The following is a 21,496-nucleotide window of genomic DNA, read 5'->3' as shown; positions in this document are numbered from 1 at the left end:
AAACATTCTTAGTAATTATTGTGGGTAATTATGAGTCCAACCCTCTGCTACAATTTCCTTAACCGCTTGATCATAATGCTCTGGTAATAAATTATTTCTGTAGTAAATACTGTCTATGAGCTCTTCTGTAGTTAACCCACCTTTCAAACTATTAATCATTCTCTGATACGGCTCGCGAACTTCAGGCCATGACAACTCATCGCCCAGTACTCTACCAACATAAGTCATCATATAACTTTGAAAGGAAAAAGGTTTCTCTATTTTACCCTGTATAGCTAGACGGTATACAGGCTCGAAGGCTTCTAATACTGGTTTAATAACTTGTGTTTCCTTACTTACAGCTTTACTCACATCTTCGTCTGTCTATTGATCACGATATGTAGAGAAAGCCCCTATAATACCTTCTCTTGATTTCCAATTTATCAGCACCGTTTTAAACTCAATAGCAGCTTGCTCTATTTCTGGTTTATTCATATTAAATGTTGTCATGTTATTTCACCTCTATGACGATATAGAAATAAGCATGGTTTCCTAGTGAGGACTTGAACACTAGGCTGTAGGCTGTAGGCTGTAGGCTGTAGGCTGTAGGCTGTAGGCTGTAGGCTGTAGGCTGTAGGCTGTAGGCTGTAGGCTATTTATATCAGTAGTCAAAGTCATTTATAGTAGCTCAGTGTACATAGCAGTGTACTTTTTATTATAAAATAGCGAACCCCCATGTACAGGATCTATATCAAGAACCAGAGCTTGGCCAACGCGGATGATAGTCATCAACTATGAAAGGATGGGTATGGCGTAAGCCGTTAGGTGTAGGAGATCCTGTAGCATGAACATGACCTTCTGGTAGATTGGCATGTTCGTGCTCAATCTCTTTTAAATCAATAGACGGCCATACTCTAAAAGCCGCCCATACCGCTAGTGCAGCAGCACCGCCTAATACCGCAAAAGCTACGGTCATACTGTAGCGCGCACCTAACCAACCCGCTAATGGATAGAACACTAACCAACTGACGTGAGACAAAGCAAACTGAGCAGCAAACAATGCAGGACGATCTTCCTGATGTGAGGATCGCCATAGCAAGCGTCCAGCAGGTGTCAGAGCAGCAGAATAACCCAAACCTAGCACGAACCATAAGGCCATAAGCGAGTTTTGTCCCATCATCAAGGTACCAGCGAACATACCCACCACAAGCAACCCTACACCGCTTAACATGACGCTGCGATCTGTCAGCTTACCCAATAAACTTGGCAAAGCCAGTGCCGCAATCATAGAACCTGCGCCAAAGCTCGCCAATGCTAATGCGACTGCACTCTGAGTGAGTCCCATACCACCTTGGATAATCACCACGGTATTTACAAAGACCATAGACGCAGCGGCAGAAACGGCAACATTAACAGCGAGTAATCCGCGCAGTCGAGGGGTCGCTAAATAGATACGAATGCCGCGCGTGGTTCTATCATAAATGCTACGGCGCGCGGGCATTGCATGCGCTGGTAGCGTGACCGATACGACCAATATGGCAGACGCTAAAAATCCCAGTACTGTTCCCGTAAATAGATTGTGAAAGCTCATTACTGTCAGCAATGCTGCCGCTAACATGGGACTGACTAGACTTTCCATATCGTAAGCAAGGCGTGAGAGCGACAAAGCTTTGGTGTAATCCGCTTCATTAGGCAGAACATCAGGAATAGTGGCCTGAAAAGTAGGCGTGAAAGCTGCTGAGGCGGCTTGCAATACAAAGATCAACACATAAACCTCCCAGATTTGGGAAACAAATGGTAAAAGCAGGGCGACACCGGCTCGTATCACATCTAGTGTCACTAGCAGCGTGCGTTTAGGCAACCGTTCGGCAAAGGCCGCTGCAATGGGTGCCACGCCAACATAGGCAATCATTTTGATGGCCAATGCCGTTCCCATGACGACCCCAGCATTATTGCCTGCCAAATCAAATGCCAAAAGGCCTAGCGCCACCGTAGCTAGACCAGTACCAATCAGGGCAATCACTTGCGCGGCAAATAAATGGAGATAAGTTCGGTTTGCAAAGATACTAAGCATGGAGTGTCTCTTTAGATCAGTCGGTTGATCTTATAAGTAACGAGTTATTTCCTTGAACTCCTCTATAGAGTCCTGCTGATCTTTGTCAACAGCCCCTAATAAGTCTTCAAGGCAATGATCTAAATGGTCTTGAATTAACACTTTTTTAGCTTGATGAATGGCATTTTCTACCGCTTGCAGTTGCTGCGCTATATCAAGACAGGTTCGACCCTCAACCAACATCTCTATCGTGCTGCTTAAATGACCATTCGCTTTTTTGAGGCGTGTGATTACGGCTGGATGAGATGCGTGTACGTGTGGTTTTTTCATAATGACAGTATCCTTTCTCTAGAGAGCGCCATTATACCTCACAAGACTTGAGATTTTATGGTTGACATTATCCCCCCCTAGGGGATAGTATCTTACTCCTTAAGTATTCGATTTGCATTTAAAATTTTCATAATTTTAGAGTTTTTTCTAAAAAGCACATACACGTATTCATCACTCTTACACTATAGGATTCTTAATGTATAGCCATGTCTACAATAGGCTTCCAAGATCGCCATGGGCGACTTGGCAGACCCGTCTGTTAGTACTCTCAATACTGCTTATTTGTCTTGTTACTGGTAGCAATGAAGCGCTTGCTCATGCGGTAACCGCAGGGGATAAAGGGTATATTCAGGAGATTTCAGGAGTCAATATTCTGCCCTTCATGTACTTAGGCGCTAAGCACATGATTACGGGATATGACCATATCCTGTTTCTCTTCGGGGTCATCTTCTTTCTTTACCGTATGAAGCATATTGGTGTCTATGTGAGCCTATTTGCATTAGGTCACTCCGCCACGATGATTTTAGGCGTGTACTTCAACATCGGTATGAATAGTTACCTGATCGATGCGATTATTGGTCTCTCTGTCGTTTACAAAGCGTTAGACAATATTGGTGCCTTCCAGAGATGGTTTGGGTTTCAGCCAAATACTAAAATAGCGGTGCTTGTCTTTGGTCTTTTCCACGGCTTTGGGTTATCTACTAAGCTCCTTGAATATGAGATGTTGCCTGACGGTCTACTCCCTAACTTACTCGCCTTTAACGTCGGTGTGGAGATTGGGCAGCTACTGGCTCTAGCCATCATATTAATTGGCATGAGCTATTGGCGTCGTACGCTAAGTTTCATCCGTAACGCCTATACCGCCAACGTGGCTATGATGAGCGCAGGATTTATTTTAGTGGGCATGCAGCTCACTGGCTATTTAATGTCTTCTTAATTCAAGGGTTTTTAATATGTATAACAGTGATACTCCTTTACAAGCTGAACTTCCCACTTCAAAGCAGCTCGTCAAATCTACTATTTTAGCTGGCATCGCAGCAGTCGTTCTCTTATTTACGGTGGTTCTTCCCGCTGAGTATGGTATTGATCCAACTGGGATTGGTAGTGTTCTTCAATTGACAGAAATGGGACAAGTTAAGCAGCAATTGGCAGATGAAGCTGCCGCCGATGCAGCGAGTTTACTAGCAACTGACACAATGACGTCTGAAACACCAAATATAGATGGTGTGACTGAGCAAGCAATGAGTGCCACACCCGCTGATACTGCCATCGCAAGTGGTGAATGGCGCGATGAAACTCCCTTTACCTTGACGCCAGGGGAAGGAATAGAGATTAAAATGAAAATGGATTCAGGTGCCAAGACTGAATACTCTTGGGTCGTGACAGGCGGTGAGGTCAACTTTGATACTCATGGCGATGCATTAGGCAAGGCTATTAGTTATGAGAAAGGTCGCGGCGTTGCCGCTGATGAAGGGGTTTTAGAAGCCGCATTTACAGGCAATCACGGCTGGTTTTGGCGCAATCGTGGCGATTCAGATGTTGAAGTTATTCTGCGTACCCGTGGCGATTACAGCAGTATTAAAACGATGTGAAAACAGTAGTGGTTAGTGCGATCTTACTGTTGCCTACTTAGAAACTGAATTGTTTTATCAAATGTGTAGCAACACTCTAAATAAATTCTAGTGGTAGAACACATTAGGTCTGCTGCTAGGTTTATTTAAAATTGGATAGCAAGGGCATAGATGCTGCTACTAGAAGTTATGAGAGAGTTGATTGGTAGGATAAATACTAGACGATATTCTTATAGCTGCATCAAGTGCTTGTAGCTCTGACTAACCATTCCACCAACTCACGAGCAGGAGCGTCATTCAAACACTGTGGGCAATTCAGATAGGTCATTACGCAGTCGTTCAAATCAGTGAGAATATGCAGTAATAATCCCAAACCAATTATTTTATACGGCTTAGGTAAAAACAACATAGCTGCATATACTGCCATCGCATAATAAGTATGGAGTGGATGAAAGTTAATACTGCATCGATTGGGCGAGAAAATAGGTGTGGCTAGTAGGTGATCTAGATCCACTAGCATAGTTGCTAACAAGATCAAATATACGCGTTTATAGTCATTACGAAAAAATGTATAGGCGATAATCAACGGCATACCGAAATGTAGAAAATAATGGATAACGGTTTGAATCATCGTTTTTTCCAGCTCAAGATAGTTTGCAGTGGCACATCAATCTCAGATAAAACATAAGGCATTTTTCGCCTTCCGAATGCATATGAAATATATTCATCATACACTCACTTCCTCTTTATCGTACCTGTCCAGAAAACAGCTAGTCCTGTTAGGGTATACCCCAAGGGAACCAGTCATTTCACCCTTTAAACCTATTAACAGACCACTTAAAATAGACCGCTATAATGGAACCACTTATATTAGAGTGTTTTTGATGATGCATAGACAGATAGGCATTGCTGGCACTAAAGTGACCCAATACTGCGTGACAATTCTCGCTAAGGCACCAGCTTTATACAAGAGGTCTATTAATAAGCGATTTATCCGCCATCTCATTTGCCATCAATAATGCTTGGTATAAGCTAGTGGCACTTGCACCTCCACGTCCCGCTAAATCAAGCGCCGTACCATGATCGACCGAGGTACGAATATAAGGCAAGCCCAAGGTTAGATTGACCGTATCACCAAAACCATGTGACTTGAGCACTGGCAAACCTTGGTCATGATACATAGCAATCACTGCATCACAGTTTGCTAAATGTCTAGGCGTAAACAAAGTATCTGCTGGCATCGCCTCTGATATATCGACGCCTGCATTGATAAACTCATTTAACACTGGATTGATAATCTCAATCTCCTCCACTCCCAAATGCCCACCCTCGCCTGCATGTGGATTAAGACCACAAACCAAAATACGTGGCTGCATTAAGCCAAACTTCTCTCGCATATCATCGATGACGATTTGTACTGTTTGGCGGACATTGTCAGCAGTGATGGCGGCAGGAATATCTTTTAGTGCCAGATGCGTGGTGACGAGCGCCACTTTCATGGCTTGATTAGCAAGCATCATGACGACTTTCTCACAGCCACTTTGCTGCATAAAAAACTCGGTATGACCGCTAAACATCGTGCCATCGAGCAATTTTATACCAGCATCTATCAAGGCAGATTTTTGCAATGGTCCTGTGACGATAGCAGCAACTGCTTTTTTGGTTGCCAACTGATGGGCAACTGCTAATTGCGTGGCAACCATCGCTGAATTACTGATATTAATTTGTCCATGAACGACTGGCACAGCACAAGGCGTATTCAGCAGAATAAAAGCACTATCGCTGTTCAAAGTTTGCTGTGATAATTGACTTAAAAAATCATCAGTTTCTATATTTGCATCCATCGTTTGCCAAGCTGGACAGCTTTCGAGTACGCCTGCCATTACAAGTGTATCTGCGCGCTTTTGCATAGCGGTGCTATCTGCCGTAACCCAAATGGGACGTTCAAAATCTTGCAACTTGCCTTCAGCCGCTAATAGCAGTACGACGTCCATACCAATACCAGCAGGCTCACCTGTTGTAATAAGCAGCGGCAGTCTTTTATTCGTCATAACAATGACCTTATTTTAAATTAAGTAATTGATTTTATTGTATTTATAATTAAACTTATCATATTCTGTATCTGGGCGTTATATTCTATTTCATAGTCTAGGAATTTCTATAACTACGGATTTAGTTATTTATCTCGTCTAAAAAAAGCACATAATGTGTTAAACTTTCGCCTCTGATTGTAGCATTTACAAGCAAGCGCAAGACCGCCTTTTATTACTTTTTGCGTTTTAGAACTTCTTATATTCTGGTATTTTTACCATAGAGTATGCCTGACTTGTTTTGCTACATGACCAACCCACATTCTTATACCGATTTTTAACTCATTAGGCACTCATGGCAGATACTGAAAAAACCGACGACTTACTCAATCAAACCCCGCCGCACAATATCGATATTGAAAAGGCTTTGCTTGCGTCTTTGATGAGTATCGAAGAGGCGTACGATAAAATTGCGGATATCGTCACAAAAGATGACTTTTACGCTGGACGACATCAATATATTTTTGATGCCATTGCCCATTTGGCAGCCGTCAATGAGCCTTATGATACGGTCATGGTACACGACTGGCTAGAAGCGCAGAAGTTACTCAAAGGTGCAGGTGGTGACAGTTACTTAGCAGATATTCTGAGCCAAAGTCCCGCCACTTTATTTAACCTCACCGCTTACGCTCAGCGTGTACGTGAGCTATCTACTCTACGCCAACTGATCACTACTGGCAATGAGATGCTAGCGCTTGCCTACAACCCTAAAAGTCAAAGTGTTAGTGATATTTTGGACAGTGTCGAGGGCAAAATATTTAGTATCAATGAGCAGCACAATAAACGTGCCGAACAACGTGGCCCTGTGGGCATTACCTCCGTGCTGACCAACGTCATCGACAAAATTCAAGAGCTTAAATCCAATCCCGATGGCATGATTGGGTTGCAGACGCCATTCGCTGAGTTGAACAATAAAACGCAGGGGCTGCAAGCAGGCGATTTGATCATTGTCGCCGCCCGTCCTTCTATGGGTAAAACCACCTTTGCCATGAACTTGGCAGAAGGGATTTTATTCAACGAAGATTTGCCAGTCGTGGTGTTTTCGATGGAGATGCCCGCAGAGTCTATCGTGATGCGATTGCTATCATCATGGGGCGCAATCAATCAGACGCACTTGCGTTCGGGGCAAATGAATGAAGATGAATGGGCAAAAATGATGAACGCCATTCAACATCTCCAATCAAAGCACCTTTATATCGATGATAGTACCGCTCTGCCACCGTCTGAGATGCGCTCACGCTGTCGCCGTATCGCCAAAAACCATGATGGCAAGCTTGGTGCTATCGTGGTCGATTATCTACAGTTGATGAAAGTACCCAATCTCGATGGCAACCGTGTGGGCGAGATTTCTGAGATTTCTCGTAGTCTAAAAGCACTGGCACGTGAGCTTGAATGTCCCGTCATTGCGTTATCGCAGCTTAACCGCAGTCTAGAGAACCGCCCCAACAAACGTCCTATCATGTCGGATTTGCGTGAATCGGGTGCGATTGAGCAGGATGCCGATTTGATTATGTTTATCTATCGTGATGAGGTTTATAATGAGAACTCAGACCACAAAGGTGTGGCTGAAATTATTATCGGTAAACAACGTAACGGCCCTATCGGTACGCTACGGTTAGGCTTTGAAGGTCAATTTACCCGCTTTATCAACTTAACGCCCGAGTACTATCAAAACGCCAGCTTTGAAAATGATGAATAACCAATCTTATAAGGTTTAAGTTTGATAAAGACGTAGAGGTTTGAGCATCAATTAATAAATAATTTTTTAGAAAATAGCCAGTGCTGCATTAGCCAATTGATGCCGTACTGGCTTTATAACTTCATAATTCTACTCATAAAGAAGGCGATTATGCGCACCATTACTATAAAACCAAAAGCCATTACCCATAACCTCAATCAAGTAAAACAACGAGCACCGCAGTCTAAAGTTCTGGCGATGGTCAAATCCAACGCTTACGGGCACGGCGTGGCGGCAGTCTTGCCAGCATTACAGCAAGCAGATGGCATCGGTGTCGCCACCTTAACTGAAGCGCTAGAAGCCAGAAAATTGGGGTGGGATAAAACCATAGGATTGGTAGAAGGTGCGTTTACCGCCGATGAGTGGCAGCAGGCCGTTGAGCAAGATATAAGCTGCGTGATTCACCACGAGCCACAATTGGAATGGGCACTACAAAACATTCCTCCAGCCAATAGTGCGACTAGAGTGGTTTGGCTTAAATACAATACGGGTATGAACCGTTTGGGCTTTAATGCCGAGGGCGTGCTGTTGGCGGCTAAGCGTCTACATGAAGCGGGATATCAGCTGATACTAACCACGCATTTTGCCAATGCTGATGACCGTGACCACCCATTAAATGCGATGCAAATTCAGCGTTTCTCAGACGTATTATCGACTTTACAAAGTACTATTAGCCCAGATATCAAAGGCTCATTGTGCAATTCTGCTGGTATCGTTAATTTTCCAGAGCACCATTATGATTGGGTACGTCCAGGCATCATCTTATATGGTAGCTCCCCTGTTACTGACCAAAGCGCACAGGAATTAAACTTGCAAGCAGCGATGGATTTTAGTGCTCAGATTATTGCGCTACAGACTGTCAGTGCCAATGATGCTATCGGTTATGGTAGTCGCTGGCAAGCCAAGCAAGACACTAGAACGGCATTAGTGAGTGTAGGCTATGGAGATGGCTATCCGCGTGTGGTCACAGGCGACGCTTATGTCACGGTCATCGATGCCGATAGCACCCAACACTACCGCTGCCCTGTGATTGGGCGTGTGGCCATGGATATGATTGTCATTGATATCAGTAACGCGCCTGAGAGCCTTGCTTTGGATAGTAAGGTGGTATTATGGGGCGATGCGCCACGCGTCGATGAAATCGCAGGACATGCGGGCACGATTAGCTACGAGCTACTTTGTCGCCTCAGCATACGTCCAAAGCGTGTACTGGCGTAGTCATCGAAACCTATCAGGATTTAACGGCTGACTACTCTGTTTAACGTATTTGGTGAGCCATTGAATCTTGATAAAATTGCCCGTTTACATTGAAAGTAAATACGCTATACTAAAAGTTTGTTGTCAACCCAGTATACGCACTGAACACACATTGACGCGATGCTATTGAACACTGATGACGTTTCACTGACTGCGATCGACTGCTAGGATTACTATGAGTTTGCGCCATTTTTTAACCTTATCTGATTTAACCAAACAAGAACTAGAAAACCTGATCAAACGTGCAAGCGAGCTGCGTAAGATGCAACACGCAGGCGAGATTTATCAGCCTTTTGTGGGTCGTACGCTTGGCATGATATTTGAAAAGTCATCGACTCGTACCCGTATCTCGTTTGAGACAGGCATGGGTCAATTTGGTGGCAATGCCATATTTTTATCACCGAACGACACACAGCTAGGTCGCGGTGAGCCCTTAGAAGATTCAGCACGTGTTATCTCTAGCATGGTTGATATCATCATGATTCGTACCTTTGGGCACGAAAAAGTTGAAACCTTTGCTGAATACTCAAGTGTACCTATTATCAATGCGTTGACCGATGATTATCATCCCTGCCAATTACTGGCAGATATGCAGACCTACTATGAGCATCGCGGCAGTATCGAAAACAAAATCGTGACTTGGGTTGGTGATGGCAACAATATGTGCTCATCATTTATGCAAGCTGCCAATCAGTTTGGCTTTGAATTACGCGTGGCAGCGCCTTATGGGTTTGAGCCTGATCCAAAGCTCATGGAGCGCTTCTCGCATTGCGTCAGTCTAGTAGAAAACGTGCAAGATGCGGCAAAAGACGCCAATTTAATCGTCACCGACGTGTGGGCAAGTATGGGGCAAGAGTCAGAGCAAAACACGCGCGCGCGTCGTTTCGCGCCTTATCAAGTAACACCTTCTCTATTGGATAAAGCTGATCCTGAAGTGGTGTTTATGCACTGCTTGCCAGCCCATCGTGGCGAAGAGATTTCCCATGATATGCTAAATGATCCCCGCTCTGTCGTTTGGGACGAAGCCGAAAACCGCTTACATGCCCAAAAGGCATTGATGGAGTTTTTGCTAAAAGATAAGATCAAAATTTAAGAAATATAGCGATAAGCTATTTATCAACGAGCAAAAAACAAAAAGGCAAATCACATCTACAGTGATTTGCCTTTTTGTTTTTTGCTATCAATTCGGTACATTATGATCAAGAAATTTTAACGAGTAAGTGTTATAACCCCATTACTACCCGCTTTTAACAACACATCGGCTTGGTTGGCGGCAAAGATACCATTACAAACCACACCAACGATATTGTTCAGCTCTTTCTCAAGCGCTATTGGATTGCTCACATCTAAGTCATACGTATCTAAGATGACATTGCCATAATCGGTGACAAAATCATCACGGTAAACAGGATCGCCGCCCAGACGAGCTAGCTGCCGCGCCACATACGAGCGTGCTTGTGGTAATACTTCGATCGGTACTGGGAACGCACGGCCCAGTATTTCGACACTCTTACTCTCATCGACCATACATATAAATTTATTAGATGCCGCCGCGACGATTTTTTCACGCGTGAGTGCCCCGCCGCCGCCTTTGATCAATTGCAAGTGTTCATTGACTTCATCAGCACCATCAATATAAACATCTAGCGTACCAGCAAAGTTCAAATCGACTATTTCAATGCCAAGCGCACGAAGCTTATCTTCAGTCACTTGTGAGCTGGCAACCGCGCCAGCAAGCTTTAACTGCGGCAAGAGCTCAATCAAACAGTTGACCGTACTGCCTGTGCCTACCCCAAGTATCATACCGTCTTCGATATAGCTTAGCGCTGCTTTGGCGGCGGCTTGCTTCTGTGCTTGCTGATCACTCATCATAAATCCTTGGTAAAATAAACGTATCGTTTTAAAAAAGTAAATGGCAAAAGAGGTAAAATGCGCGGCTATTATAACCGATGACTTTAATGGATGTCAGCGTATAGCCGGTTCTGATAGCAAGATATCACGTCAATCTTTTACAATCGAGATAAATGTGGCAACCAAAATACCAAGGCTAGCAGCGTGGCTAATAATACTGGCGGTGTAATAATTAGCCCGATTTTCATATACTGCCCCCAGCTGATTTTATAATCTTTTTCTGCCAATACATGCAGCCACAATAAGGTTGCCAGACTTCCAATAGGCGTAAATTTTGGACCCAAGTCATTGCCAATCACATTGGCATAAATCATCAGCTCACGAGTAGCGGCAGGTACTTGCGCGCTATCAATCGCTAATGCGCCTACTAAGGTAGATGGCATATTGTTCATGACTGAAGCCACAATAGCGGAAAGAAACCCAGTCCCTAATGTTGCTATGAGATTGCCTTGCTGCCCTAACCAAGTTAAAACGTGAGCACCATAAGCGGTTAACCCTGCATTACCCAAACCATAAACCACCAAATACATACCGATTGAAAACAACACGATTTGCCAAGGCGCTTTACGTACAATGTCAGACACAGAAATGACAGCACCTTGACCCCCTTGCCACCAGCGACCTGCGATAGCCATTAGCAGTAGCGCGGCGACTCCGGTGACGAGTGAAATAGGCAATCCCAAGGACTCCGTTGCAAAATAAGCAACCAGTAATAATGCCAATAGCGGAAAAGCCGCTCTAAAAACTAATGGATCTTCGATAGCAGACATTGGCGCACTAAGATTGGCAATGGCATAGTGTTTTGGGATTTGACGAGCATATACCACCCATAGCACTGCTAATGTCGCGATGACAGAGACGATATTTACCGGCACCATGACCGCCGCATAACGTCCAAAGCCAATATCAAAATAATTGGCGCTGACGATATTGACCAAATTAGACGTAATTAAAGGCAGGCTGGCGGTGTCAGCAATGAAGCCAGTCGCGATGATAAAAGCCAAAGCGGATGGCGGTGAGAACTTAAGCCGTAGCAAGATAGCAATGACAATCGGTGTCAGGAGTAGTGCTGCACCATCATTGGCAAAGAAGGCTGAAATAAACGCGCCCAATATCACAATCATGGGAAACAACAAGCGCCCTTGCCCATTACCAAGTCTGGCCACATGTAGAGCCGCCCAACCAAAAAATCCTGCTTTATCTAAGATAAGCGAGATAACAATAAGCGCCACAAAGGTAAAAGTCGCATCCCAAACGATGTCCCATACCACACCGACATCGGATAACTGCACCACGCCGAAAGCCAAGGCGACCAATGCACCGCCCATTGCGCTCCAACCAATGCCCAATCCTTTAGGCTGCCATATCACCAAAACCAAAGTCACGATAAAAATAATGAGTGCGAGCATGGAGCAACCTTATTTACAGCGTATTAATTGTATAGTCAGTGAAAAGCAATATCGATACATCATGCACTACTGATATCAATTTTTTGTAGCCTCTGTCTGCGCAGGCACAGCAAGCAAGAAAAATTAATATCAGCAGTGCCGTAGCGTTTTTAGGGTATTTTGACTATATAAAAGATTAGATCGATTTTTGATTGACACGTTGCGACACTGCTTCAGCGTTTTCAACCCGTTCTGAATAGCGATCAGTCAGATAGGCTGAACGCCCACGAGTGAGCCAAGTGAACTTCACCAACTCTTCGCAGACATCCACAAGACGGAGATATAAGGGCGACTTATTCATACGATTATCATCATTAAATTCTAAAAAGGCTTTAGGAATAGATGATTGATTGGGGATAGTAATCATCCGCATCCAACGCCCAAGAATACGCAATTGATTGACTGTATTAAAGCTTTGGCTGCCACCGCTGACTTGCATCACGGCTAAGGTCTTACCTTGGGTCGGACGTACGCCACCCAGTGACAATGGAATCCAATCGATTTGTGCTTTCATAATACTAGTAATGCTGCCATGACGCTCTGGACTGACCCACAGCATGCCTTCTGACCACTGCGCCAGCTCGCGTAATTCTTGTACTTTAGGGTGATTGCTATCAGCATCATCAGGCAACGGCAAACCCGATGGATTAAAAATCCGCACCTCGCAGCCATACCAACGCAGTAGACGGCTAGCCTCTTCAGCCGCCAGTCTAGAGAAAGAGCGCTCACGTAATGAACCGTATAGCACCAGTATCTTGGGTGGGTGTCGTGGGTCGTTTGTACTAACTAATGACTCAATATCAATAGGTTGTATATTGAGTGAATCAATATTGGGCAAGTCACTTAGATTATATAAGTCACTTAGATTAGACAAGTCATCTACGTCAGGTTGCCCTGTATTAACCTTAACCATGATGTAGAACCTCTCCATCTTCTTTAGTAAAGCTACTGACTGGATTTTCTAATAATTCAAACACTCGCTCGGATGGTCGGCATAGCGCTGCGCCCTTACTGGTGAGCACAATAGGACGGTTGATTAAAATAGGATGCGCAATCATGGCATCGATAATCTGATCATCAGATAGCTCAGGATTATCTAATCCCAACTCATCATTAATGGCTTCCTTACTTCGTAATAACTCTCTTGGGGAGATGTTCATCTTTGCCAACAGCTCTACTAAGTATTCACGAGCTGGTGGAGTTTTTAGGTATTCCACGACTTCTGGATGCTCACCAGATGCCTTCATGATGGCTAACGTATTACGAGAAGTACCGCATTTTGGATTGTGAAAAATTAAGGATGTCATAGCAATTTCACCTATTTTATCAATGTAATTTATTAAGTGGGTTTGGCTTGGTATTAGTTTAAATGACTGTCTTTATTGTCAGATATATCGCTTTCACATCCGTTTAAACTGCTCATAAGTGATGCGCATAATTCTGGATGTCCTGCACAACAATCTTGCAATAGGAACTGCACAACAGCTTCCATATGCGACAGCGAGGCGCGATAGATTATCTGCCGGCTGTGCCGCTGAGAGACCACCCACCCCGCTCGTGCCAGCACCGATAGGTGCGCTGACATGGTGTTATGGGGCACTGACAATTGACGGGCTATTTCACCCGCAGGCAGACCTTCAGGCTCTTGACTAACAAGCAACCTAAAAGCCTTAAGACGAGTATCTTGAGAGAGCGCAGCAAAGCTTGCGATAGCATTGGTTATTTCCATATGTCCAATAATATAGACATATGGAAATAATTCAATGTTTTTTAATAAAATATTTATAGACAACCAACCTCATCTTTCATCAAACTTTTAAATCATGCAAAAACTGCAATTGTGTCTTGCAAGATAGTTAAAATCAGCATAGGCTAATCTATTTCGTTTTTATATTCACTTTTTTAGGAATCATTATGCTGTCACACTGGGTACGAGCCATCTTGCAAGCCACCGTTTATGACGTTGCTATTCAAACGCCACTAGAAGCGGCACCCAAGCTGACCCAACGTTTTGCTAATGATATTCGTTTTAAACGCGAAGATTTACAACCGGTCAAATCCTTTAAATTGCGCGGTGCTTATAACCGCATCAGCCAATTGAGCGATGAGCAAAAAGCGCGCGGTGTCATTTGTGCTTCAGCGGGCAACCATGCACAAGGGGTTGCCTACTCTGCGCGCAAATTATCGCTTAACAACATCATTGTCATGCCGACCACCACACCCGATATCAAAGTGGATGCGGTGAGAGCACTTGGCGGGAATGTCGACTTACATGGTGATAGCTTTGACCAAGCCAACCGCTATGCGATTGATCGTGCTGAGCGTGAGGGCCTAACCTTTATTCCACCTTACGATGATGAGCTGGTCATCGCCGGACAAGGCACCATTGGACTTGAGCTGACCCAACAGTGGCGTAATATGGATTACGTCTTCGTCGCGGTTGGCGGTGGGGGTCTCATCTCAGGTGTCGCCGCATTCTTAGGAGAAGTGGCGCCGCATGTCAAAGTCATCGCCGTAGAAGCGGAACAATCAGCCTGCTTAAAAGCCGCACTCGAAGCGAATGAACGCGTGAAACTTGAGCAAGTAGGACTCTTCGTCGATGGTGTGGCCGTTGCCCAAATTGGCGAGTTGCCTTTTGAGGTAGTACGTACTCAAAAAAGCGATAACTCAGGTCCTGTGGTCGAACCTGAGGTCGTTACTTGTAGTAATGATGAAGTCTGTGCTGCCGTCAAAGACATTTTTGAAGAAAACCGTAGCATCGTTGAACCCGCCGGTGCACTGTCTGTTGCTGGCATGAAAAAATACATTGAAGCTCATAATCTACAAGGTAAAAACTGCGTCGGTATCATTTGCGGCGCCAATATGAATTTTGATCGCTTGCGTTATATCGCTGAGCGTACTGAAATTGGTGAGAAAAAAGAAGCCATTTTTGCCGTAACGATTCCTGAGCAAACTGGGGCGTTCTTAAACTTTTGCCGTAGCCTACATGGACGTAATATCACTGAGTTTAACTACCGTGCCGATAGCAAAAAATCCCCAGACTCGATGGAACCTGCGGCGATATTCGTCGGTATCGCCCTAAAAGAAGGGGATAAAGAACGCAAAACCATCAGCAATCAGTTGGCAGACGATGGTTATACCGCGCATGACCTAACCGATGATGATATTGCCAAATCACATATCCGTCATTTGATTGGTGGTCACGCACATGTCGAAAATGAGCAACTGTTAAAGATTGCCTTTCCTGAACGTCCTGGGGCGTTGCTTACTTTCTTAGAAAAGCTGGGCGATGATTTTAATATTACCTTGTTCCATTACCGCAATCATGGTGCTGCTGAAGGTCGTGTGTTGGTTGGTCTGCAAGCCTCTGAAAGTAATTCACGTTTATTACAAGACGCCCTACTTGATATCGGCTATGACTGTACGACTATTACCGACAATATCGGCTATCAACTGTTTTTGAAATAAACAGAATAGCGATAAGCCATTCTCTAGCATGGCCGTTTTTTAATGGATTAAAAAATGGCCATTAATGCATTCGTAGAGGTTGTTCGTTTGTAGAAATCATTAACTTATAGTGATTGTAATGTAGTGGTTATAAAGTAATGTAGCGGTTATAAACAGGTACTGAACGATGATTAAGAAGATATTAATAACCGTTATATTGCTCGTTTTAGCACTTGTGGGTTATAGGATGCTTCAACCTAAAGACGCCACGAACACTCCTACCACTAAAGTTATGGCTGACCGTTCTGCTAATGGTGCTTTTACATCTACTGACTTCGATGATATACCACCAACCTATGTCGATTTAGAGGCAACTTCATCATCAGTTTCAGTGGTAAATCCAGTATTAGCGTCACAAACAACCGTGGCAAGCTTTTCGTGTGACGGTAGAAAACATTGTTCCCAAATGACATCCTGTGCAGAAGCGACTTACTTCTCCAACCACTGTCCCAACACAAAAATGGATGGCAACCATGATGGCATACCTTGTGAGAAACAATGGTGTAAATGATTTTATATAAAGCATAAACTGAGAGACTGCTATGCATGTTCCATCAATGGCTAAGTCGAAGCTTCCATGCTCAGCACTATTGGCGATGAAAATCTACTTTTACATATTTTAATAGCTTTCTGCTCTTTCAATTGGCAAAAAAAGCACCATTATTATCTTACTTTATTGATATCTATGAGGTTTTGATGAGTAAACACAATAAAAACCACAATCAACCCAGCCATAGCCAACCTGATGCTGTGCGTATGCGTCTTGATAAATGGTTATGGTCAGCGCGTTTTTATCGCACCCGTACCCTTGCCAAAGAAGCCATCGAGAGTGGACGGGTACATTATGCAGGTAGTCGTGTAAAGACCAGCAAAGAGATTGCCGTTGGAGATGAATTGAGTATTCGCCAAGGCTCAGCCACTGCAATGACTGAAAAAACCGTCATTGTCGAATCGCTAACAGCGCAACGTGGTAATGCAATTGCCGCGCAAGTATTGTATTCAGAGACTGAGGAGAGCGAAGAGCGTCGTGCTTATTATGCTGAGCAGCGCAAACTTGCCAACCTTGCCCGCCCTGATAACAAACCCAATAAGAAAGAGCGCCGCGACATACAACGCTTTAAGAACAAGCAAGACTGACAGCTATAGTCAAATCTACCATAAAAGTGTGACAGCGTTAACCCTGCTTGAAGTATGACCTATACCTCTACACTCGGTTGCCTTGTACCACTTTGAAATTAAACCGACTATACTAACGTTAATAAATCAATCTATCTCTAAAAGCTGAGCTGCTTTTAGAGATAATCACTTGCGTGACCCTATTGTTTAGCTTCTACCCTTGCCATTCAAGGTATTAAGCGTTACGCTGATTACTTATTTATCTACTAGATAGCATGCTCATAAACCGCATCATCAATGCCGGTTTTTTATGGCATGTTTTTTTTGTTGTAAGAAAAGGTCATATTATGCTGATGAAAACTTGTACCCCATCGTCCGTATTATTGGTTTGTTTAGGGAATATTTGCCGGTCACCAACTGCTGAGGAAGTTTTTCGTCAGCAAGCGGCGATTGCAGGCTTATCGATCAAGGTAGATTCAGCAGGCACTGGCGACTGGCATATTGGTCATGCGCCAGATGAGCGTGCACAGCGCCATGCAAAAGCATACGGTTACAAAATCAACAAACTGGTTGCCCGCCAAGTAAGTGCTGATGACTTTCGTAATTTTGAGTTAATACTGGCAATGGACACGCAAAATTTAGCCGACCTACAAGCCATTAAAGACAGTCTATCGGATACAGATGACAATTTAGCAAAGTTGGCGTTATTCAGTGAAGAAGACCCTACTTATGGCGGCGATGACGTGCCAGACCCTTATAAAGGCGATAGCGATGCCTTTGAAGAAGTGATTGAACGGATTGAGTCAAGCGCACAGGCTTGGATCGAAAGTTGGAAGACTTGCTAGCGAGACCGTCCATATTTATGCTACTTTTATAGACTGTATCCTTTATAATAAACAACGCATCATTTTTTGTTTATTTGCCCCATAGGCTATGTTATGACCTCAGCTGTGCATCTTGAATCCCGCGACCAACACCCTGTATCAACTGAGTTACCGATTGACTTATTCAGTGCTCAGGCGGTCGATTTGTCGCATGGTAATACTATGGCGTTGGCCTGTGTCGCTGACGCTGTCGTGACCTTGACAGACGAGGCGCAGCTAGACGTTTTTATGACAAGCTATGTCAATAATTCTGGGCATAAGCCATCGTTATTCGTCTTATCTGGCGGTAGCAACGTGTTATTGCCCGCGCAGTTAACGGCGACGGTATTACAGCCACAGATGCGTGGTATTCATCTGACTACTCAAACTGACGATTATGTTGATATTGAGGTGATGGCGGGTGAGAACTGGCATGATTTAGTGGTTCATACTGTTGAGCAAGGCTGGTATGGATTAGAAAATCTAGCACTGATACCTGGTCTAACGGGTGCAGCACCAGTACAAAACATCGGCGCTTACGGTGTCCAACTAGAGGACTGTTTACAGTACGTCCGTGCTTATCATTTACCAACTCAAACGTGGCATCGTCTATCGCTGACAGACTGCCAGTTTGGCTATCGCGATAGTATTTTTAAGCGCACGCCCAATACATGGTTGATCAGCCGCGTTGGCTTTAGACTGCATACCGATGCCAGCAGAATCCTAGATAATTATGGCGATGTACAGACAGTAGCGCAGCGCTATGCTGAACAGCAACATCGTGAGCAACCCACTCCCGCCGACGTCATGCAAGCCATTATCGATATTCGTCAGCAAAAACTCCCTGATCCTAAGCAGCTGCCTAATTGTGGCAGTTTTTTTCAGAATCCTATTATTCCTCAAGCACAGTTTACTGCCCTACAACAGACTTATCCTGCTATCGTTGGCTACCCTATGCCCGAGGCAATGGTAAAGGTTGCTGCTGGTTGGTTGATTGAACAGGCTGGTTTAAAAGGTGGCGGTATCGCCCCTATTGTCACCCATCAGCAGCAAGCACTGGTACTGACCAATCACACCCCTTATCGAGCCACCCAAGATGATGTGGCGACAGCTCAGCGCTATATCGCTGCTACCGTATATGAAAAATTTGCCATTCAGCTATCGCGTGAGCCTGTTTGGATAAATGCAGACGGCTCCATTGGGTATGATGAGCATGTGGTCTAAGCGGCTATTATCTAAGCGATTATGGCGATACTATTTGCGATCAGCCGAACGTATGGTGAAGCTGTTTCGCATCATTAACGTCACCTTTTTGCTCGGCTCAACCTCTGTCATTTTAGTGCTCATTAGCCTATTCACTCCGCTATTTTCGCAAGCGGTCGTTTATGTATTTATGCTTTTGCCATTGCCCAGCATGCCATCGGTCGCAAAGAGTTCTCCACCTACCGCTTATGTGGTTTTGGGTGGTGGTCTAACCAACGATCACGACAACCAAATTATCCTCAATAATTACAGTCTCAATCGTGCTCGTACCGCTGCCACTGCTTATCATGATTTACCCTTGCCTATTGTTCTCAGTGGTGCCGAAGCACCTTGGCTCGGTCAATGGCTCATCGAGCATGGCATTGATGGTCTGATAAGCGAAAACGCCAGTATGAATACGTGCGAAAATGCCCGCTTTACGGCTAAGCGCATTCCGCTACATCATGTTTATCTCATTACTGATGGCTACCATATGGCACGTGCCCGCAGACAATTTGCTCTAAATGGTATCAATAGCACGCCCATCGAGGCACCATTACCCGTCAGGCGTGACTGGATGAAACCAGCACAAAACCTGAGTCACTCACGGCGTGCCGTTTACGAAATCGCGGCCTACTTGCGAGATGTGATACGTCCGCAGATAGACTGTCGCCATGCGAATGACGTGACGTCCGAACAGCTATTGACACCCAGAGGTAATGCCGCAAAAACGCCTGTGCAATAACGTCAATAATTGGTTCATGCCATGGTTGATTGCCGTGACTTATATTTTCCAATGATTCGCTACATCACTTTTACCTCTACAAGTCATCCATTACACTGATGACAAGTGTATTATAATGTCAGAAACTGCTATTCAAGAGGTTTGCCATGCTCAGTATATTTTTATTAATTCCACTAAGTTTAATGCTGTTTGTGGTCGCCATCTGGGCAGTGCGTTATGCGGTCAAATCAAACCAATTTGAAGACTTAGACAATGCTTCACAACGCATTATATTAGATGATCGTCAAGAACGTCGACAAACCATGCAAGCTCATGAGCCGTCAGCACCAAGTACGCAAATTGACAGTACTATCCCGCTAGATGATGCTATCAATGATCAATCAGCTCATACTGATATCACGGCGATTGCGCCTGCTGATATTGATAACACACCCAAAACATAGCTTTAAAAACATTTTGCCTTTGCACGCCTTGCTGTTCATTTTTTTCTCAGTGACCAACTATAAAAGTAGGCTCACCTTTCGCCATTTTTAGGAGAAGTACCCCATGACCACAGCTTTACTCGTTGCGGCATTACTAATGGGATTTTTTGGTTCACCGCATTGTTTAGGTATGTGCGGCGGTTTGGTGACGGCTTTTGGTCTGTCTATGAAAGACGTTAGCCCCGCCAAACGCCGTGCTCTTGTGGCCACCTATCATTTAGGGCGTCTTAGCAGCTACGCGTTATTGGGTTTAGTCGCAGGTCTGATTGGTACGACCGTACTAGAGCCATTGATGCGAGGCAATAATATGCCGCGTATCTTATTAGGCCTCGTGCTGGTTTTTGTTGGTGTGACCATGCTTGGCGCGCCATTTCTGACCAAACTTGAGCGCTATGGCATGCGTTTTTGGCAGTATCTCAGTCCACTGCGTCAAAAAGTGTTTCCTTTAAACACCTTTCCACGAGCATTAGCCGCTGGTCTGTTGTGGGGGTTTTTGCCTTGCGGTTTGGTTTACGGCGCTCTACTGATTGCAGTGGTTGCCCATGACCCATTAAGCGGTGCAGCATTGATGTTCGTCTTTGGTCTGGGTACAGTACCAATGCTGGTTGCGACACACGAAACCGTTGGCTGGCTACGCGACAAAATTGGACGCTTTCGTCTACGCCAGATGAATGGCGCACTGATGGTAGTGTCAGGTATGGCCGTCATTGTCGTGCCCTTAGTTATGGCAAATATGCATGGTGGGCATGATATGTCCAATATGCATGGCGATCATATGCAGATGAATGATTCACAAATGATGGACATGCCCATGGATGGATCGATGAATCATGGCAGCCATTCTGCGACGACGACTGATGCAGATACCAATGCCCATCATGATATGAGTCAAATGAATCATGACATGACACCCGCTATGGATGACACCATGAATCATAGCATGCACGATATGGACAGTATGACCAGCGAAGCAGATATGCAAAATCATCATGAAGCGATGATGGAATCTGCTGAATAAAGAATCAGAAGTCATAATCAAAAAAAGCCCTTAACATCAATCATGACGTTAAGGGCTTTTTTATTCATACTGTCCCATCCTAGAATGAGTTGATATATTTTAGGCGATATTATGTCAAACCTAGAGAGTAACAGAGCTAAGCGCAG

General features: G+C 44.5%; 24 protein-coding genes. 13 read left to right on the top strand and 11 right to left on the bottom strand.

What is annotated here, in order from left to right; genetic code table 11:
* Positions 1 to 15: 15 nt before the first annotated feature.
* The 4 genes from JMY08_RS12245 to JMY08_RS12235 form a co-directional block, all read right to left on the bottom strand.
* A complete protein-coding gene (locus JMY08_RS12245; RefSeq protein ID WP_227669829.1) occupies positions 16 to 351 on the bottom strand; it encodes a hypothetical protein in 336 nt (111 codons plus the stop codon).
* A gap of 12 nt (positions 352 to 363) precedes the next feature.
* Entirely contained in the window at positions 364 to 489 is a 126-nt protein-coding gene (locus tag JMY08_RS14155; RefSeq protein WP_265087649.1) for a hypothetical protein, read from the bottom strand.
* A gap of 241 nt (positions 490 to 730) precedes the next feature.
* A complete protein-coding gene (locus tag JMY08_RS12240; protein WP_201593553.1) occupies positions 731 to 2,053 on the bottom strand; it encodes an MFS transporter in 1,323 nt (440 codons plus the stop codon).
* Between the two features lie 30 nt (positions 2,054 to 2,083).
* Positions 2,084 to 2,362: a metal-sensing transcriptional repressor gene (locus tag JMY08_RS12235; RefSeq protein ID WP_189581756.1), complete on the bottom strand. Its 279-nt coding sequence runs from the start codon at positions 2,360 to 2,362 to the stop codon at positions 2,084 to 2,086.
* 196 nt (positions 2,363 to 2,558) lie between these two features.
* Between JMY08_RS12235 and JMY08_RS12230 the strand changes: the two genes are divergently transcribed.
* The gene (locus JMY08_RS12230) at positions 2,559 to 3,299 is read left to right on the top strand and encodes a HupE/UreJ family protein (protein WP_194618631.1); all 741 of its coding nucleotides are present in this window, start codon (positions 2,559 to 2,561) and stop codon (positions 3,297 to 3,299) included.
* Positions 3,300 to 3,315: 16 nt separating this feature from the next.
* The gene (locus tag JMY08_RS12225) at positions 3,316 to 3,954 is read left to right on the top strand and encodes a transmembrane anchor protein (protein WP_201593552.1); all 639 of its coding nucleotides are present in this window, start codon (positions 3,316 to 3,318) and stop codon (positions 3,952 to 3,954) included.
* Positions 3,955 to 4,174: 220 nt separating this feature from the next.
* Here the strand turns inward: JMY08_RS12225 and JMY08_RS14055 are convergent, their stop codons facing one another.
* Positions 4,175 to 4,564 (bottom strand): DUF6122 family protein, encoded by a 390-nt coding sequence (locus JMY08_RS14055; protein WP_227669830.1) that lies wholly within the window; start codon positions 4,562 to 4,564, stop codon positions 4,175 to 4,177.
* A gap of 331 nt (positions 4,565 to 4,895) precedes the next feature.
* Positions 4,896 to 5,984 (bottom strand): 4-hydroxythreonine-4-phosphate dehydrogenase PdxA, encoded by a 1,089-nt coding sequence (gene pdxA / locus JMY08_RS12220; protein WP_201593551.1) that lies wholly within the window; start codon positions 5,982 to 5,984, stop codon positions 4,896 to 4,898.
* Between the two features lie 334 nt (positions 5,985 to 6,318).
* On the opposite strand from pdxA, the gene dnaB reads away from it, so the two are divergent.
* The 3 genes from dnaB (at position 6,319) to argF (ending at position 10,111) form a co-directional block, all read left to right on the top strand.
* Positions 6,319 to 7,722: a replicative DNA helicase gene (dnaB, locus tag JMY08_RS12215; RefSeq protein WP_010198448.1), complete on the top strand. Its 1,404-nt coding sequence runs from the start codon at positions 6,319 to 6,321 to the stop codon at positions 7,720 to 7,722.
* 150 nt (positions 7,723 to 7,872) lie between these two features.
* Positions 7,873 to 8,979 carry an alanine racemase gene (gene alr / locus JMY08_RS12210; RefSeq protein ID WP_201593550.1) on the top strand — a complete coding sequence of 369 codons (1,107 nt, stop codon included), beginning with the start codon at positions 7,873 to 7,875 and terminating at the stop codon, positions 8,977 to 8,979.
* Positions 8,980 to 9,193: 214 nt separating this feature from the next.
* Entirely contained in the window at positions 9,194 to 10,111 is a 918-nt protein-coding gene (gene argF, locus JMY08_RS12205; protein WP_010198425.1) for an ornithine carbamoyltransferase, read from the top strand.
* A gap of 116 nt (positions 10,112 to 10,227) precedes the next feature.
* On the opposite strand, the gene rpiA is transcribed toward argF, so the two are convergent.
* The 5 genes from rpiA to JMY08_RS12180 all read right to left on the bottom strand — a co-directional run bounded on the left by rpiA (position 10,228) and on the right by JMY08_RS12180 (position 14,106).
* Positions 10,228 to 10,887 (bottom strand): ribose-5-phosphate isomerase RpiA, encoded by a 660-nt coding sequence (gene rpiA, locus JMY08_RS12200; RefSeq protein WP_189581730.1) that lies wholly within the window; start codon positions 10,885 to 10,887, stop codon positions 10,228 to 10,230.
* Positions 10,888 to 11,027: 140 nt separating this feature from the next.
* The gene (locus JMY08_RS12195) at positions 11,028 to 12,338 is read right to left on the bottom strand and encodes an arsenic transporter (protein ID WP_201593549.1); all 1,311 of its coding nucleotides are present in this window, start codon (positions 12,336 to 12,338) and stop codon (positions 11,028 to 11,030) included.
* Positions 12,339 to 12,513: 175 nt separating this feature from the next.
* Complete coding sequence (arsH, locus tag JMY08_RS12190; RefSeq protein WP_227679676.1) at positions 12,514 to 13,290, bottom strand: arsenical resistance protein ArsH; 777 nt, start codon at positions 13,288 to 13,290, stop codon at positions 12,514 to 12,516.
* Positions 13,283 to 13,684: an arsenate reductase (glutaredoxin) gene (gene arsC, locus JMY08_RS12185; protein WP_201593548.1), complete on the bottom strand. Its 402-nt coding sequence runs from the start codon at positions 13,682 to 13,684 to the stop codon at positions 13,283 to 13,285. The genes arsH and arsC overlap by 8 nt, the downstream gene beginning before the upstream one ends.
* Positions 13,685 to 13,737: 53 nt before the next feature.
* Positions 13,738 to 14,106: an ArsR/SmtB family transcription factor gene (locus JMY08_RS12180; protein ID WP_201593547.1), complete on the bottom strand. Its 369-nt coding sequence runs from the start codon at positions 14,104 to 14,106 to the stop codon at positions 13,738 to 13,740.
* Between the two features lie 185 nt (positions 14,107 to 14,291).
* On the opposite strand from JMY08_RS12180, the gene ilvA reads away from it, so the two are divergent.
* From ilvA to JMY08_RS12140, 8 genes are all read left to right on the top strand, one after another.
* A complete protein-coding gene (ilvA, locus tag JMY08_RS12175) occupies positions 14,292 to 15,845 on the top strand; it encodes a threonine ammonia-lyase, biosynthetic (protein WP_010198415.1) in 1,554 nt (517 codons plus the stop codon).
* Between the two features lie 166 nt (positions 15,846 to 16,011).
* Positions 16,012 to 16,395 carry an excalibur calcium-binding domain-containing protein gene (locus tag JMY08_RS14210; RefSeq protein ID WP_413786702.1) on the top strand — a complete coding sequence of 128 codons (384 nt, stop codon included), beginning with the start codon at positions 16,012 to 16,014 and terminating at the stop codon, positions 16,393 to 16,395.
* A 185-nt stretch (positions 16,396 to 16,580) separates the two neighbouring features.
* A complete protein-coding gene (locus tag JMY08_RS12165; protein WP_189581703.1) occupies positions 16,581 to 17,021 on the top strand; it encodes an RNA-binding S4 domain-containing protein in 441 nt (146 codons plus the stop codon).
* A 326-nt stretch (positions 17,022 to 17,347) separates the two neighbouring features.
* A complete protein-coding gene (locus JMY08_RS12160; RefSeq protein WP_189581700.1) occupies positions 17,348 to 17,845 on the top strand; it encodes a low molecular weight protein-tyrosine-phosphatase in 498 nt (165 codons plus the stop codon).
* 93 nt (positions 17,846 to 17,938) lie between these two features.
* Entirely contained in the window at positions 17,939 to 19,087 is a 1,149-nt protein-coding gene (gene murB / locus JMY08_RS12155; RefSeq protein WP_227679675.1) for a UDP-N-acetylmuramate dehydrogenase, read from the top strand.
* Between the two features lie 34 nt (positions 19,088 to 19,121).
* Positions 19,122 to 19,850, top strand: a complete 729-nt coding sequence (locus JMY08_RS12150; RefSeq protein WP_227676114.1) for a YdcF family protein — start codon at positions 19,122 to 19,124, stop codon at positions 19,848 to 19,850.
* 146 nt (positions 19,851 to 19,996) lie between these two features.
* A complete protein-coding gene (gene ccoS, locus JMY08_RS12145) occupies positions 19,997 to 20,293 on the top strand; it encodes a cbb3-type cytochrome oxidase assembly protein CcoS (RefSeq protein ID WP_201593546.1) in 297 nt (98 codons plus the stop codon).
* 103 nt (positions 20,294 to 20,396) lie between these two features.
* Entirely contained in the window at positions 20,397 to 21,350 is a 954-nt protein-coding gene (locus tag JMY08_RS12140; protein ID WP_201593545.1) for a sulfite exporter TauE/SafE family protein, read from the top strand.
* Positions 21,351 to 21,496 lie beyond the last annotated feature (146 nt).

The organism is Psychrobacter sp. Pi2-51, from assembly GCF_904846665.1.
GTDB lineage: Bacteria > Pseudomonadota > Gammaproteobacteria > Pseudomonadales > Moraxellaceae > Psychrobacter > Psychrobacter glaciei.
This window is presented reverse-complemented; position numbering and strand designations above follow the sequence as displayed.